The organism is Gaoshiqia hydrogeniformans (assembly GCF_049347105.1).
Classification (GTDB): domain Bacteria; phylum Bacteroidota; class Bacteroidia; order Bacteroidales; family Prolixibacteraceae; genus Gaoshiqia; species Gaoshiqia hydrogeniformans.
In genome coordinates this window covers 5,229,135-5,245,176 of sequence record NZ_CP186334.1, presented here as the reverse complement: position 1 = coordinate 5,245,176, position 16,042 = coordinate 5,229,135, and the positions used below count along the sequence as shown (strand labels likewise).

At 38.9% G+C, this 16,042-nt stretch carries 15 protein-coding genes and 1 pseudogene; 12 read left to right on the top strand and 4 right to left on the bottom strand.

The window, feature by feature from the left end; genetic code table 11:
• Genes ACOIT5_RS20835 through dndC form a run of 3 tightly spaced genes read right to left on the bottom strand, consistent with a single transcriptional unit; the run spans position 1 to position 5,032 of the window.
• On the bottom strand, positions 1 to 1,578 hold the full coding sequence (locus ACOIT5_RS20835; RefSeq protein WP_423128095.1) for a DndE family protein: 1,578 nt from the start codon (positions 1,576 to 1,578) through the stop codon (positions 1 to 3).
• Positions 1,568 to 3,694 (bottom strand): DNA sulfur modification protein DndD, encoded by a 2,127-nt coding sequence (gene dndD / locus ACOIT5_RS20830; protein ID WP_423128094.1) that lies wholly within the window; start codon positions 3,692 to 3,694, stop codon positions 1,568 to 1,570. The genes ACOIT5_RS20835 and dndD overlap by 11 nt, the downstream gene beginning before the upstream one ends.
• Before the next feature lie 3 nt (positions 3,695 to 3,697).
• Positions 3,698 to 5,032: a DNA phosphorothioation system sulfurtransferase DndC gene (dndC, locus tag ACOIT5_RS20825; RefSeq protein WP_423128093.1), complete on the bottom strand. Its 1,335-nt coding sequence runs from the start codon at positions 5,030 to 5,032 to the stop codon at positions 3,698 to 3,700.
• Between the two features lie 576 nt (positions 5,033 to 5,608).
• On the opposite strand from dndC, the gene ACOIT5_RS20820 reads away from it, so the two are divergent.
• Positions 5,609 to 6,112, top strand: coding sequence for a hypothetical protein (locus tag ACOIT5_RS20820; protein WP_423128092.1), 504 nt, complete (start codon positions 5,609 to 5,611; stop codon positions 6,110 to 6,112).
• Positions 6,113 to 6,136: 24 nt separating this feature from the next.
• Positions 6,137 to 6,814 (top strand): plasmid pRiA4b ORF-3 family protein, encoded by a 678-nt coding sequence (locus ACOIT5_RS20815; protein ID WP_423128091.1) that lies wholly within the window; start codon positions 6,137 to 6,139, stop codon positions 6,812 to 6,814.
• 187 nt (positions 6,815 to 7,001) lie between these two features.
• Here the strand turns inward: ACOIT5_RS20815 and ACOIT5_RS20810 are convergent, their stop codons facing one another.
• Positions 7,002 to 7,445 carry a winged helix-turn-helix domain-containing protein gene (locus tag ACOIT5_RS20810; RefSeq protein WP_423128090.1) on the bottom strand — a complete coding sequence of 148 codons (444 nt, stop codon included), beginning with the start codon at positions 7,443 to 7,445 and terminating at the stop codon, positions 7,002 to 7,004.
• 44 nt (positions 7,446 to 7,489) lie between these two features.
• Here ACOIT5_RS20810 and ACOIT5_RS20805 point away from each other — a divergent pair, with 44 nt between their 5' ends.
• The 10 genes and pseudogenes from ACOIT5_RS20805 (at position 7,490) to ACOIT5_RS20760 (ending at position 15,865) form a co-directional block, all read left to right on the top strand.
• The gene (locus ACOIT5_RS20805) at positions 7,490 to 7,981 is read left to right on the top strand and encodes a hypothetical protein (RefSeq protein ID WP_423128089.1); all 492 of its coding nucleotides are present in this window, start codon (positions 7,490 to 7,492) and stop codon (positions 7,979 to 7,981) included.
• A 45-nt stretch (positions 7,982 to 8,026) separates the two neighbouring features.
• Entirely contained in the window at positions 8,027 to 8,461 is a 435-nt protein-coding gene (locus tag ACOIT5_RS20800) for a UPF0158 family protein (RefSeq protein WP_423128088.1), read from the top strand.
• Entirely contained in the window at positions 8,439 to 8,840 is a 402-nt protein-coding gene (locus ACOIT5_RS20795) for a hypothetical protein (RefSeq protein WP_423128087.1), read from the top strand. The genes ACOIT5_RS20800 and ACOIT5_RS20795 overlap by 23 nt, the downstream gene beginning before the upstream one ends.
• Before the next feature lie 155 nt (positions 8,841 to 8,995).
• The gene (locus tag ACOIT5_RS20790) at positions 8,996 to 9,793 is read left to right on the top strand and encodes a type IV toxin-antitoxin system AbiEi family antitoxin domain-containing protein (protein ID WP_423128086.1); all 798 of its coding nucleotides are present in this window, start codon (positions 8,996 to 8,998) and stop codon (positions 9,791 to 9,793) included.
• Between the two features lie 3 nt (positions 9,794 to 9,796).
• The gene (locus tag ACOIT5_RS20785; protein ID WP_423128085.1) at positions 9,797 to 10,660 is read left to right on the top strand and encodes a nucleotidyl transferase AbiEii/AbiGii toxin family protein; all 864 of its coding nucleotides are present in this window, start codon (positions 9,797 to 9,799) and stop codon (positions 10,658 to 10,660) included.
• A 355-nt stretch (positions 10,661 to 11,015) separates the two neighbouring features.
• Positions 11,016 to 11,450, top strand: a complete 435-nt coding sequence (locus ACOIT5_RS20780) for a DUF6573 family protein (RefSeq protein WP_423128084.1) — start codon at positions 11,016 to 11,018, stop codon at positions 11,448 to 11,450.
• A 393-nt stretch (positions 11,451 to 11,843) separates the two neighbouring features.
• Positions 11,844 to 12,443 carry a DUF6088 family protein gene (locus ACOIT5_RS20775; RefSeq protein WP_423128083.1) on the top strand — a complete coding sequence of 200 codons (600 nt, stop codon included), beginning with the start codon at positions 11,844 to 11,846 and terminating at the stop codon, positions 12,441 to 12,443.
• A pseudogene (locus ACOIT5_RS20770) lies at positions 12,436 to 13,443 on the top strand (nucleotidyl transferase AbiEii/AbiGii toxin family protein). Before ACOIT5_RS20775 ends, ACOIT5_RS20770 begins: the two are co-directional and overlap by 8 nt.
• Positions 13,444 to 14,197: 754 nt before the next feature.
• Positions 14,198 to 14,806, top strand: coding sequence for an RNA polymerase sigma-70 factor (locus ACOIT5_RS20765; RefSeq protein WP_423128082.1), 609 nt, complete (start codon positions 14,198 to 14,200; stop codon positions 14,804 to 14,806).
• Positions 14,807 to 14,872: 66 nt separating this feature from the next.
• The gene (locus ACOIT5_RS20760) at positions 14,873 to 15,865 is read left to right on the top strand and encodes a FecR family protein (RefSeq protein WP_423128081.1); all 993 of its coding nucleotides are present in this window, start codon (positions 14,873 to 14,875) and stop codon (positions 15,863 to 15,865) included.
• The last annotated feature ends 177 nt before the right edge of the window (positions 15,866 to 16,042 follow it).

Sequence of the window (16,042 nt, the reverse complement as noted above, 5' to 3'; positions counted from 1 at the left end):
TTAAGTTGATCTTTCCCAATACTGCTTAACCTTAAACAACTTGGCTTTATCAAATTCTTTGATGTTTGTAACCGCTTCTCCTTTTTTGATGTCCGACATGCTACGTGCAAGCTTTTGAGAAGCTGTTCCAGAGAGCCCCAGAAATTTCTCCATGGGTTTCAGGTTTTTATCTTTGATATCAAGCAGAAATGCAGTCTCGCACATGCTTGAAAAATCAAAATCTTTTTGGTTGTATTCCTCTATTCCTTGCGATAATAATACGACAGCAACCCCTTTCGAGCGTACTTCGCGCAGCATCTTTTCTAAAATATCCTGATATTTCTTCTCCTTAAAGATTACATGGGCTTCATCGATCAACACAACATAACGGATTCCTTTATTGCCATCTTCAACAGGGGTGTTGTCCATGTTCATAAAGGTATTGTAGATATAATTGATAATCAAAAACAAGGAAGTAAACCTTACCGAACGGGATAAATCACCTGACAGTGAGAGGTAAATGTTTTTGTTTAGAAAATTTGATTGATTTTTAGGATCATCAATAAAAACGTTGTACCGGCTAAGGTCATCAATAATTTCGGTAAGTGTATCACGTTTCTCGTAAATCTCGTTCAGCCGTTCATTGATTTGGGGAAGGGTTGGATAGGTTCCACCAGTTTGGGCATAAAATGCCTCGGTAGTAGCTTCACGCAAAAATGATTTTTGTTTTGTCCCTAAGTTAGAATACTTGCAGACGATATCGACAAACTTGTCAATTCCCATATTGCGGTCAACCTCATTCACATTGTCAATAAATGTAAGTGGGTTTAGAGGGAATGGCGTTTGAGGCACATCGACAAATTCAGTATGGTTCCTTTTGAAGAAAGGCTGCATTTCAACAACATCGTCCTGTTTAAGTCCTTTAAAATCAAGATAAATGAAACTCACATGACCGTTTGATTGCTCTGCTATTTGGGTAAGAAACTCCAAGGCGAATTGCGTTTTTCCCGTCCCCGAGTTACCGGCAACGGCGATGTGGCAGTTGTTATATATGCTGGTATTGTTAAGGTGCAATGAAATCGGTTCCTGATCTTCCAGCTTGGTGCCAATATTAATTTTAATAGGATTGGCGAAATAACTCTTGATAATGTTTTGATTTCTATTCTTTACTGGGTCCAAGGAAACCACAAATCCGTCCAATGAAGTAATCCCTTTGTCAAGATGTTCTGACAGAAAATCAATAAACGTATAATTGAAATTGTTGCTGAAAATATTGTCCATCAACTCCAGTCCATGATCAATATGGAGCTTGATGTATTTTACAATGTTTTCATCCGTTTTGTAAACACCATAATGTTGACAAATCAATGCAATAAAGAAATCGCGGTGACGAGAATCAAAAAGGATATGATCTTTATATTCTTTCCCTTTGGAGTCGTAAGTGTTAAATTCGGTTGTAGTAAATTGTTTTCCTGTTTGTAATGAATAGCCAAGAGCGATACGTGCTATTACATTTTCTGTGGTTCCTTGTGGTAGCTTACTTGTCAACTGCCTAACTACTTCCTTGTTCCGTTCTGATGTTTTGATATTAATTTGCATTGTAAAGCTCGTTGTAAGTTTGTAAGAAATCGTCAGGTTTAACTTCAAGGAATTCAGATGAATCAGTACTGGTATTATGGATGATGAATGACCTGCATATTTTTACTTTTAGGCTTTCAAACTCCTGAGCAGTCAATTCTTTATTTATTAAAGGGAATATAACTACCTGGTTAGAAACATTGGGATAAAAATATTTGATGATGTTTTCGGCATGTTTTTCATCAAATTTTTGCATCGGGCTATCAATAAACACTGGAAAATCGATATCTGATTCATCAACAAGGGCATGGAGCAAAGCTGAAGCGTACATTTGCCTTTCTCCCATTGATAAAGTACCCTTATCAATGATTCTATTCCGATGATCGTACAAAATTATATCGATGTCATCCCCTAAGATACTGATATCCACTTCTACTTTTGTGATGAACCCTTTTTTATGCATCAAAGTGGTCAAGCCTTTTAACATTTTTTCTTCTAACGATTTCTTTTTTTGTTCTTTAAATTTTGAGATGAATTCTTGCAAATCGTCAATCAAGGTTTTTGTCTGGCTGGCTTTCAGCGAATATTGCGTCGAATTGTCGATTTTTTGCCTGAGGGCTTCTTGCCGTTGTTTGAATGCCTTGGATTCGTTCTTCTTTTCACCAATGCTCTGGTGAAGTAGATTAATTTCAGTGTCTATTGAGTCGATCCGTTCAGATTGTCTTTGTTTTTTCCGGCGAAGTTCACCAATATATTCATCCTCAGCACTTTTTTCCGCATCGCGTATTCTTCGGTTAATAGAATCAAGTTGGTTTTTGATAAAAGCATAATCATTATTTAGCCTTGAAAATGAATCGCGAAAGGAGTTTTGCAAAGTAGCAAGCAGTTGGTTAAACTCATTAATCTCGATATTCGAAAAATCATGGAATGATTGGAAATTTATTGGGATTTCCGGCAGGTCTGAGAAGAAATGCTTTTTAATTAGGTTCTTTATCTGGTCTTCATAAAAGTTGCGAATCTCGTGATCGAAAACCAGTTGCTTTTTTGTTCTCTCTGTCTCTATATCTAAAATAATTTTTCGGGTTTTATCTTTTAACTCATCTTCTTTATATTGCTGATCGTGAATATTTTTTTCCGTTGATAGTTGTTCGGAAACATTCATCATCGTTTCACCAGCCAAAGCAAACGGAATCAAATCAAACAGATCACGAAGCTGTGTTTGTAAGCCATCGATTTTTTGTTCTAATTCTGATTTTTGGTCCCTGAGCATATTTAGCTCTTCTAGGGTCATTCGTTCGCCTTCACGGATCAGTTTGCGTTGAACTTCTTCAACTTCCTTTTCTAATCCATTTTTTTCATGGTCAAGTTCTTCTATTTGTTTGTCAATCCGTGTAATAGCCCGTTCTGTTTTTTCAATATTCGCCTTCAATTGAATTAACTCATCTTGCTCTTCGGGCTTAGCCGAAAGTTTGCGATAGTCGTCTTGCTTTTCTTCCAAATTGGCTTTTAAGTCCTCATATTTTTGTATTCCCAATACTTCCGAATATGCTTTGCTCAATTGCTTACGTTGTAATTGCGAATTAACCTCAGCAAGCGAAACTATCTTCTCTGCATCAAAGAAAAAGAATTTAGCGATTTCAATTGGCAGTACATACTCCCGAATGAAAATCTCTTCCCCTTTTTGGTTGTCTTTTGAAAGGTCATCTGTAATTTCGTTGTGCATCCCGTCAATCAATACCTCAACTTGGTCTAACGAACTGGTAATAACATCATATTTTCTGGTAATCTTCACCTCTTTGCATGTTGTTATTTCTGGAATCTTAACATCGGTAAAAGTTAGCGAAACGGAAAATTGAGTCTCGCCATTTTCTGCAGCTTTACGATTTAATGAGTTGGCGATATAATTGGAGTAGTTCTTTTTGTCCTTTATTTCTTTCGCATAGAGTTCATCCACCAATTCCATTTGTTTGCCGTACAAGCACCAAACCAAGGACATTAAAAACGTGGTCTTGCCATAACCATTCTTGCCACTTATAACGATAATATTTTTATCTCCTTCAGATTCGGGGGAAATTGATATCTTGTTATTTCCCTTGTAAATCCTAAAGTTGTTAATTTCAACTTCTTTAATATACATGGGTCAGTTCGTTTTTTGGAGATATTTTTCGATTACCCGTTCCATGTCTTCTTTAAGGCCACGTTTGCGGTTTAATAAAGCTTTGTTTTTCTGAAGTATAAGCAATTCCTGGATCAGGCTGAAATTCCCGGGGTGGTCAGAGCAGACTTCTTTAAGGAGATTGACTTCTTTAATCATTTTTTCATTTTGGTCGGGCATGATAGGTTCATTTTGGTAAACAGAGCTATAAATATCGGAAACTTTTTTGTCAAACAATAAATCACGGTACCAAATTGTTTGGATAGCAACAAGTTCTTGGTTGGTGATTAACTCAATGTGAGGTTTTGATTTTTGTATTTCTAATTGTGCCTCAAAGACTTCCCTTAATAATTTAGTACGATAAATAAAAGTGTAGGTACCCATGCCATTCACCGCATCTGAGCCATTTCGGCGGGTATTCATCCGATTTTCTAATATGTTGCGGTCATTAATCATTTGCTCCCGAAGGTCGAGTATCGGTTTCAACCATGGAAACCCATTATTGACTAAAGATGACATTGATTTATCTTGCTTGACAACAGTACAGGTCCAGCATCCAAACCTACTTTGTCCGCACGAAGAATGGTTTTTATTGGTAACCATCGTAGGGCATTCATAATCATCGGCACTGGCATCCCGATAAATGCTGTATAATTCACTGTTATTTTCACCCCATGGTGATTTGCCATGTATTATTCCCCAAACTTCTTCAATCATTAAATCACGAATTGGTGCATAGATATATGTATTGGCTTCGTTTGGATGTTTTGTCAACCGCTTTCCCCTAATTTCATGTTTTTTCATTGACTGCGCACGGGCTTGGCTTTCTGAGGATCTTGTACCCAACAATATGATAGCTTCTCCATTTGCAACAACCTGATCTGTAATGAAACGGGAGGTTGGTTTAATCTTAAGCTTATCGGTACACCATCTAAATGCCGTATTTGGGACTGGGTAGCCCCGCCCGATGGTGTTCACCCAAAAAGAATCTTCTAACCTGGGGATTGTTTTTGTAATCTGTATAGGCAGGTCTTGATCTTTAGCAGCAACCTTGATCCTTTCTAAAACTCTTGATGTATATTCTGCAATTATCGGATTCTCGACCATCGTATCATTACAAACAACATGAACAGGCCTTCGAAGCTGAAAGGGTGTGGGTAACGCTTGGACTCGCAGCAATGCTTTCCATACAAGGGTCAATAATGCAGTCGAATCTTTACCACCACTAAAACCTATGATCCAAGGCCTCTGTGTCTGATCTGCATATGTGTACTGGTCAACAATCTCATTTATAATGTATTCTATCCTTTTATTCTTCATCGTTTACCTTCTTTATATATAAATCCCATGCCCAAATTTTCTTTGTGGCAAGTGAAAAAAGTAATTTTTTTCGAAGATACAGCATTATCATAAATGCCTCACTTTATCAGAAGTCCAATTATCAAATTTTTTCAACCGAGCCCCTGTTTCACCGGATTTTTCACCCAATCCCTACTGTGCTTTTACCCAACATTTCACATTACTGTTTTTCTTTCTCCTCTCTTTTTTTAGTATTGTCCGGATCCATTCCAATTCACGTCAAATTTACCTGCACGACAGAAACGGCCAAGAGCCAAAAACGGTTAATGCTGAATCCCCTGAGAAGTCGCAACAGAATACAGCTTAGGTGTGAATAAAAGCGAAAGGAAACCCCACTCAGTGGAAATCCAGCCTTCGAACCGATAAGCGAGCTGCCTTTTCATGGCCGCTCACAAAGCAATTCTCCATATTCTTTTGCTATTTTTGCGTGGCATTAAACACGCTGATGGTTGATGGATTTGTTTCTCCATCAGCCCACTGGAAACACGATTAGTTGGCGTGCTTCATTCGTATTCAGCACATTGACAAAGCACAAACATGAAATTCACTCAAAAAGACTATGATGAGACCGGCCAATTAGCTGAATTAATCAAGAAAATTGATCACATTGATCCAGCTTATGTGAATACGGTTTCGGACGAAATATTTCAACGACAACCTTTTTTTCTATCTGTTTTGTTGGGCTATCAGTTTGATGTTTCAATGGAAGCGCTTGAAGAAATTATGAAGGTTTACTTCCTGATTTGGGAGTATTTCAGGTCAAATCCGAACGTTCAGAAAAAACAGGTGACCCAGGCTTTCTTCGAAAAAAATCAGGCTAAAAATATTGGAATGCTGAAATATAGTGAAGGCGAACCAAATGAGCGTGAAAAAATGAAAGTCTATTTTTACGACCTGCAAAAGCTCAAATCAAAAGCGTTATGGACAGCCGTTCTTTATAGGTGCGACAGCAGGCCCGTACTCCAAAAAATGAATACCGAGATAAAAGGTATTATTTTGATTGGAATGAAGAGTTTTATTGACTGTTTTGAGACTATTTAGCAGAAACAAAACCCTTAATAACTTATGGCAAGCCAGTTTGATAAAAATTTCACAGAACTTGGATACACGATGAACTATCTCAAGTTGCCGGATTCCGGTCATTACAAAACCCATGTACTACAATTCCTGATTGAAATACAGGGCATCTCCCCACGTATCTGGCGAAGAATCCAGGTTCCCGCCAATTGCAATTTCTGGGATTTGCACGTCGCCATCCAGGATGCTTTGGGTTGGCTGGATTACCATCTTCACCATTTCGAAATAAAAGGGAAAGGAAAAAGGAAGGTGGCGCGGATAGGCATTCCCGATTTTTCAGGATCGGGCGATTTGCCGGAAGTTTTTCCCGGTTGGGAGATCCTGGCAACGGCTCACTTTAATGATCCCGGTATCCAGGCAACTTATGAATATGACTATGGCGATGGCTGGCTCCATACCGTCATGCTTGAGGGCCATCTGTACAGAAACCCGAAAATCAGCTATCCGATATGCGTCGGTGGGGAAAGGGCATGCCCACCTGAAGATTGCGGAGGGGTTCCTGGCTATGAAAATGTTCTGGCAACCTTAGCCGACCCGGAACATGAGGAACACGATGAAATGAGAGTCTGGGTAGGGGAAGATTGGGACCCTGAAAAATTCAATGCTGATGAAGTTAAATTTGACAACCCTTATAAAAGATGGGTTCATGCTTTTCTGGAAAAATAAAAGGACTGGCGCGACTTTGAAGTGTTGTCGCCATGACATGCGTTGTCCATTCCTATTTCCCCCCAATTTTACCTGCACCGCAGAAACGGCCATGAGCCTACACCTGGTTATTTTCTATAGTTCTCCAAAGACTATTGTCCCGCTGATGTTGATTTTTTGTGACAGATTTTATCCCCTACTTTATCCCCTACTTTTTAACTGTCCAATAGCCGGTTTTCCTTGATCCAACTCGTTCAATCCGACCTTCATTTTTGAGTATGGAAATGATTTTTTCTATGCCTTTGGCTGAAATCCCAATTTTATCTGCCATTTCAGGAATAGTAATATTCTCATCCTCCTCAATTAACACCAAAACTTTTTCAGGATTTTTCATCGATATGCTAAAGGTTGCTTCCCCTGGGGTTATCGAAAACTTTCCAGTTTCAGCTTTGAGTGTTTTCAGGCTTTGGTATAAAGCATCATAAACAGTAACCCCAAACACACCAATCTTTTTATAATCGAATACTGCATCAGGGTTCCCATTGTCCGTTAGTTCCTTTTTTACCCTGGCAATTCCCCGGTTAAACCGGTTTACAAAGCCTAAAACTTTCATGGCTTCGGCAATAATTTTTAGGTTGCTCTTAATTTTCAACTGTATTTTGTAATTTGCATTCCCGGATAAACGACCAATACCAGATGAAGACAATAAAAGAAATGGATAAAGAAGCAGTTTTCATAAAACAATTCAGATTACCGCGAAAGATAAAAAAATCGCTGAGAAAAGGTTTATGGCTGTATCCCCCGGATGAAAAAGGAAACTCCCTGATGGCCAGTCCTGCCAGGTCTCAGGAAGATTTTATGGCCGTGAAAAAGGGCATTGCAAGGAATCTTTTCGACCCGGAAGAATCAAAATCAAGAAGGAAGAAACTACAGAAACAACTTGACAAAGAAGTCATTGTCCCGGACGGGGAGCTAAGGAATTATGTGCATGAAATTCTTAGGGAAGATATCAGGAATTCGTCGTATAATCAATTAATAGAGGCAAAGAATAACCCGAAAGCCATTGTAGCTTATTACAATTTCGTCAATGCATACCATCTGTACAAACAGGGAGATGATTCATTTGGTAATATTTGCTGCCTGGCTGTTGACAGGGCAAAGGAATTATTAAACAACAAGAAATTATAGCACGGCAGGTTTGGTGAATGCAAACCTGAAAAGCATCCAATAAATATGAAACTCGCAGAAGAACAAATAGAGGAAATTGCCGACAACCTGGATTGCGGGATGAGGTGTTTTTACAACCTTAAAACCGGTGAGATTAAAACATTGCTCAATTTTGACAGTTGGATTGGCGCTGACGAGGAACCGTGGGAAGAAGAATCGAAGGAGATTGATGAAAATTGGGACGATTATTTTGAGTTTACAGGATTTGAGACACATGAATCTTTTCGGATAATGGCTGATTTTGCTGAGCGCATTGATGACCCGAAACTACAGGGTCAATTGATAAATGCGTTAAACAGGCCAAAACCGTTTAGTAACTTTAAATGGCAAATTGATAATTCAGGAGATTATCGGCAACAGTGGTTTGACTATAAAAAAATGCGCTACATCCAGTGGGTTAAAGAACAAATCGATTTAAATGAGCAAGATTTTAATGAATAACGTGGATTTGGAAAAAGAGGTAAAAAGGCTGGTGCATTCAAATCTTTACGGGAAAGGATATGTTTGTGCGGTAGATGTGCTTTTGCAACTGGGCTATCTTACCAAAGATGATTACGAAGACTGGCGGTTTGGACGCATTGACTACCTTGAGAAAGTATGCAAAGCCAACTTGGGTAGGCTGACTTTTATTAACAAGCTGATTGGAAAATACTCGGCCGAATTGGCTTTAAAAAGTTCTTGGACTGCCTACAACCAATTCGGGAAAGGGATAAAACGCCGGTTGCAGTTTAGTAAATCAGGGGAAAAAGCAATTGAGGATCATTATGCAACTCATTATATTGATACAAAAAGGATTAGTGAATTAAAAGAGATGAAATAAAAATAAAGAACTTCCGGATTTTTTCTTTTTGGTCATGAAACTCTTGTAACAGATTAAATTCAAATTTGCTTGGAAAATATAAAAACTCATTCTATTTTTACACTAATTTATATCATACGGGGTAATTATTGCCACATATATTAATACTACAGGTAATGCCAAGAACCTATCATTCAGTAAATATTAACAGGGACCAACAAGAATTTTTGAGGCTCATGGATGATCACGAAATTGAAATATTCACTATCTCGGAAATTGAGGAGATACTGAATTTCAGGTTTGATGATTTGAATGCTGTCCTTGAAAACCTTGAAAAAAAAGGCTTTTTGTCCCGCATCGAAAAGGGGAAATATTGTCGCGCCAACTTCCGCGATGAAAAGGTGATTGGTTGTTTTATCTCAGGGGACGGAGCTATTGCTTATTGGTCTGCTCTTAATTATCACGGCCTCACCGAACAGTTCCCCAATATCCTGTTCATCCAGACCTCAAAAATGAAAAGAGACAAGGATATATTTGGCACTACTTATAAGTTCGTCAAAACAATTCCCCAAAAAATGACCGGCATAATACAGCAAGGTTACGGGTCGCGGACATACCGGATTACCGATGTAGAGAAAACCATAGTAGATTGTTTTGACTATCCGCAATACTCCGGCGGATATGCTGAATTGATCAGGGGGTTCAATCAGGCCCGGCTCGATAGTGACAAAATGATTACATATTGTGATGCAATAAGTAACCTGGCTGTCACAAAGAGAATGGGATTTCTCGCAGAATTGCTAAAAAAGGATGATTTAAAACCATTTGTTGTTTATGCCAAAGGAAAAATCAACTTGCGATACAATGTATTTGACCCATTAGGAATTGAGAAAGGTGAATTTGTGAATGAATGGCGGTTACGTTTAAACATAACCAGGGAAGAAATATTAGATATTTGTAACAAACAGTACTGAGAGATGATATTACAGAAGGAAATAATTACTTTGGCAGCAAAGCACGGAGTTGTAAAATCCACGATTGACAAAGATTGGGCTTTAGGGCATTTTCTCGATGCCATCTATTCGGTAGGGGAAATACGGGAAAATCTCATATTCAAAGGCGGTACCTGTTTGCGAAAATGTTATATCCCGGATTACAGATTTTCCGAGGATCTTGACTTTACATCTAATAATCAGAATTTTAAGCTGAAGGAGAGCCACCTTGCTGAAATTACTTCACTTTTGTTCCAACGGGTTGGAATGTTGACCCATATTGAGTCTTTGAAAGACCTGAGATATAGTGACCAGTTAGTGGGATATGAAGCTATTGTGAAATTCTGGGGAGCCGATCACCCCAGAAATGAGACGCCACCTCCCCCGCAACGCTGGCAAACAAAAATCAAGATGGAGATTATTCTTTACGAATCATTGTTGTTTGACATCCAGCATAATGATTTGGTTCATGGATATTCTGACACGCTTACAGAAAACGCGAAGAGAATTCCGTGTTACTCAATCGAGGAGGTGTTATCGGAAAAAATGCGTGCCTTGGTACAGCGTTCTTATACCGCCCCACGTGATTTGTATGACTTATGGTATTTATCCCGGCATTACAAAGATGTAGACCTGAAAAATCTGGAAAAGGCATTCTTGAAAAAGATGGAATTTAAGGGACATACATTTTCCGGCATTAATCAATTGCTAAATCCGGAAAATGACAGACCGTTAAAAACTGCATGGAAAAACAGCCTGGGACACCAGATATCAGGGGAATTACCAGAATATGAATCCGTAAAGCAGGTATTGAAAGATTGGTTCTACGCATTTCTGGTCAATGAATAATTTAGTAATAGGTCAAGGTGCTAAGAATCCTTAAAAATCAGTAACAATTTGCACCCATTCTTTCACCCAATTTCTGTTTGTTTTCACCCAACTTATTTTTTTAATCTTCTTTGTTTAAGGGGTTATTTGGAGTGCTTCTTACACTCAAATTTTCGACCAAGTTATTTCGCTTCCCGGAACGTTAAAGGGGTCCCGATTTCATTGGAATCCTTCGGATGCGTTCATTCCGTTGCAATCGGAATGACATGCACCCCGTTGACCTCATCCGGGACAGCTCAATGCCAGTACGCCAAAAATTTAAGTTTAACGGCGTGCCAGATGCCATGGAAAGTCTGCAAGGCAGCAGCGATCTATTATGAATGTTTTCAAAAATTTAAAACCCATTTCAGTTTACTCTACAAAGCAAGCAGTTGATGATGGGTATCTGATTCTAGTTGACCAGAAAGTTTCCCAAGAAGCTGGGATCCGTCATCCGGTTTACCTGACCCGCGCAGTTTGGGACAAATATATTGAAGTCCCCAAAGGAATGGAAGGCTATCAGGACCAGGCGGGCCGTTTATGGGATGTCCTGTTTATGTTTGCCTTTTTCGCCCGGAAGGAATCTTCTTTCCACCTGCTTCTTAAGTTATTGATCCAACTGCCGGATACCGGTGATTGGGAGCAGAACGAAAAAGTAGCGGAAAGGTCGAACCGGCTGTTGCGGGAGGTTACTCTAAAAGCCCTGGTAACAACGCGTGATTTTGATGATCCATCGCCTGCGATTTTCATTATGAAACCATTTGAAGATTAATCAATTCTGAGGTTTGTTGTCAGAATAAAACAAATAGGAGGTATTGATGATGAGATACAAAGATGATCCAAGAAAAATTACTGTACGGTATCCAAGTTATTGCGAAAAGTGCCAGGTTCGTTTGCCTCGTGGCACTATAGCGTATTACTGGCCACGAACCCGCACGCTGCTATGTTCTGATTGCGGAGAACCGGAATTTCGAAATTTTCTTTCGGCTGCGGCAGATGAAGATGTGTATGCCGGAAAGGGAAATCCTTTTAGGTTGAACGATTGGGGCCGAGTGCCCCTTTTTACAGTCAAGTAGTTTATTTTGTCGCAAATGTCACCATATTTTAGACAGATATTTTCACAAATATTTACTAAATTTGTGAAATAATACGAATAGAAGATTACATGCAAGGAGTTGAATATAAAATAGAAAGAGCAATAAAATCAAGACCTGTAGGTCATTTAGTGTTTGCTGGTGATTTTTCCAATAAGGGGTCAGACGATTCTATTAGGAAAGCATTACACTCTTTAAAAGAAAAAGGCCTGATTAAATCTGTTGCTCATGGCATTTATGTTCGCCCTAAAGTAAGCCCGTACATTGGTGAAGTGTTGCCCACAGCCGAAGAGGTTGCACAAGCCATTGCGAAAAGGGATAAAATAAGGTTGGTTCCAACGGGTGTATATGCCTTACATGCCTTGGGTTTAAGCACCCAAATTCCATTGAAACTGGTATTTTTAACCGATGGTGCAGCACGTACTATAAAAGTGGGAAAACGGACTATAAAACTAAAAAAGACAACACCTAAAAACCTGATGGCGAAAGGTAAGGTCAGTTCCTTGGTGATTCAGGCATTGAGGGAAATAGGAAAGGACAAAGTAGGCTCAACTGAATTGAAGCAAATTCACAAGTTACTTAAACAGGAAGACCAGCAACACTTAACGCATGATATTAAGCTGGCTCCGGCGTGGATCAAACAAATAATGAAAGAAGCGATTGATGAATAGATTTTTTAACATCCCTGTCGGTGAAAAAGCTGACATTCTCCGCGATGCCGGTGAAAAAATGAACCTACCAGCCTATGCTGTTGAAAAAGACTGGTGGGTCGTCCAAACGCTGTCCATACTTTTTGAAATGGAAGTTGGGCAACACATGGTATTTAAAGGGGGCACTTCTCTAAGCAAAGCCTGGGGCTTAATTGGACGGATGTCTGAAGATATCGACCTGGCGGTTGATCGCAGATTCTATGGCTTCGATGGGGAATTGAGGAAAAAGCAACGGACCAAACTTCGTAAGACTGCTAATACATACATAACAGAGACAATTTACCCAAAATTAGGCTCCCGGTTCAAGGACAAAGGAATCGATGTCGATCTTGAACTGGAAGAAATAATAACGAGTGACCAGGACCCGGTCATCATTCTTGTTAATTATCCCAATATCATTTAAACGCCTGGTTACTTAAGACCAAGGGTGCAAGTGGAACTCGGATGCCGGTCGCTTATTGAACCGTTTTCAATTCGCTCATTCAGTTCTTTTTTAGATGAAAGTTACCCGACTGCCACATTTACCCAGCAACCAATTGGGATTCCAACGGTGGATCCGGAACGGACCCTTCTGGAAAAAATATTCCTGTTGCATGAAGAATTTCAGCGTCCCGATGAAAAAATTCGGGTTGACCGAATGAGCCGTCATCTATTTGATATTTATAAATTAGCGACTTCGCCGTTTGCAGAGAAGATCCTGTCAAATCAAGAGCTCTATGCTGAAATTGTGCACCATCGGCAATTGTTTACCAAACTTGGGGGGGTGAACTATAAACTGCATAATCCGCAAACCATCAATCCTCTTCCGCCTGCACATTTGTTAGAGATATGGAAAAAGGATTATGAAACGATGCAGGAACAAATGATTTATGCCGAATCACCAAATTTTGAGATGATGCTTGAAACCATACGAAGTTATGTTTCAAAATTGAATCGATTGGATTGGCAAATTGTATCGTAAATAATTGGTTGACATTTGGGATAATTCCGGACAAATCATTTTCGGTTTCATGAATTTTGAAATTTAGATCTTTAGTATCAATCTCATGCTTATCGGTATCATTCTCTACCTTTTCAGTATCATTTTGGATATCTCAAGTTCGTCCGTGTTCGTGCAGACGTGCACATGTTCGTTTTCTGAAGGCAAATCCCCCACTAAATATTGATTTATTTTACAAAAAAATGAAGATTTAGATGGTCAACCAGCACCAATAATGCTCGTTTTTCAGACAAAATATCCCCTTTAAAATTTATGTCCGTTTTCCTTTTATTTTTAGGAAAAATTGTTTTAACTTCGTCATAATGAATGCGTTCTAATGCATGTGAACTATAAGGTGACCTGGTTTTTTAGCGGTCTTATAACCTTTTGATATACAGTTCGAAACGAAAATACATTCGAATCCTGGTATCCCGACAAAAAGGGAAATCAAAAGGAGTCAAAAGCCTGTAAATTGAATGATTTACAGGCTTTTTTGATTTTAGCCATATCAATTCATATCAGAAAATATGGAACAATTCAGGTGAGTTAAACGGTGAGTCTTTTTTTTTATTTAACTTCGAACTCACCAGAAAGGATTAATCGTTTGTTTTTCAGTTTTTAACAAAGGTCAAATTTGTGATTATGGATCATGCTTTTTGACCGGTTTTGGTGAATTCCGGTTAGTCTTTTGAACTAGTTTTTCAACTGAAGCAACTAATTCCTATTTTTGTGGATTATGGAAATATTACGAAATAAAAATATTGCGAACAGATCTTTCCTGGATGACGAAAGGGTGTTTGAGTTTATTTTTAAAGCGTATTTCCCGCGTTTAATGGCTTTTTCCAAAAAATTTGTTTCAGAACCCGATATCGCAGAAGATATTGTTCAGAACGTTTTCGCTACGGTTTGGATAAACAGGAACTCAATTAAAGAAGATACATTTAAGTCTTATCTTTTTACGTTAGCTCGGAATGCATGTCTGAATCATCTCAAACATCAGCGAATTGTTGATTGCCATCGTGCCGGACTGGAAGACACAGCAAAGGAAGAAAAACTGTACTATGCTGATTTTTTCAGCGATCCCTTCCATCAGACTATTTTTAATGAAGTCCGGCATGAAATTGAAAAAATTATGCAGCAACTTCCCGGGCAGACACAAACGATATTCCGGCTTTCCCGGGTTGACGGCTTAAAGAATGCTGAAATAGCGGAAATCCTGAAAATCTCTGTCCGTACGGTTGAGAAACACATTACAAGAGCATTGGAAAAACTGAAGACCCATTTATCTGCACATTATTTGATTGCTATTGCAGTCCTTGACCTGATCAACGAGTTTCCAAAATAATATTTTCAAAACAGGGGTCGGTATTTGGTGGCTGAATTGTATTACTTAAAAGCAGTCACCAATATTATGAGCACTTATTCTCGAAATGAAACAGATTTATTTGATGGCTACCTTAGAGGAAACCTGTCAAAGCGGGAGGAAACGCAGTTGTCGGATTGGATAAATTCATCCGGAGAAAATTACCGGAAGTTTAAGGCATATGTCGGTAATGAAGAGTTTACGCAGCCTATTTCGGAAAACACCGCCTTAGCCTGGGATAAATTGAAGAAACGGATCAAGCCGCAGGTAAGGCAGGAAAGGATACAGAAGATTGGCATTCCGGGTTGGCTTAAAATTGCGGCACTTTTGGTTCTTGCAGTCCTTTCAGGATTTTATGCCAATTATCTGGTGCAAGAAATTCAACATACCACAGCATTTAATGAGGTAATCGTACCCTACGGCGAAAAAGCCCAAATTCGATTATCTGACGGGACCAACGTTTTTTTAAATTCGGGAACAACGCTGAAGTATCCTACCACCTTTTCGAAAAAAACGCGGCAGGTTTTTTTAGCCGGAGAAGCTTTTTTTGAGGTTGCAAAGGACAAGAAAACCCCGTTCATCGTGGAAGCGCCTCGATTTAATGTTAAGGTGACCGGAACTTCCTTCAACCTGAATTCTTATAAAGAAGATGCAGTTAACAGTTTGACATTGCATTCGGGGGCAGTAACCATTCTTGCCGGTAGCCAGGAATTTGAAATACGTTCGGGCGAAAGATTCAGCTATAACATGGAATCGGAGAGATCCGACATTCATGTGGCTGATTTGCAGAAATCATTTCTGTGGTCGGAAGATATCATTGTAATAGAAGATCTGAACCTTGGCGAAATACGGAAGATTCTGGAACGAAAGTTTGATGTCCGGATTGAGATTGCCGGTGAAATGTATAAGAAAATCAGGTATACCGGACAATTTAAGCCACACGAGGAGCTCCAGGAAATTCTAAACCTGATCAAAGAAACAGCTCCGGTAAAGTTTAGTTTCGAAATAGATAACACGAAGAGATTAATAACTATAAAATAAAAAATGGCGGAAAATGTTCGCCCATTTCCCGCCACTGATAATCAAATTACTAAAAAGTAACTATTTAAACAGTTCAAATTTATGAAAAAAAAATGTGAATTGAGGGAGTCCTTATTTAAGGATCATCTCACTAAACTATTATTTAAGATGAAGTTTATATGCTTTTTTGTGTTGTTT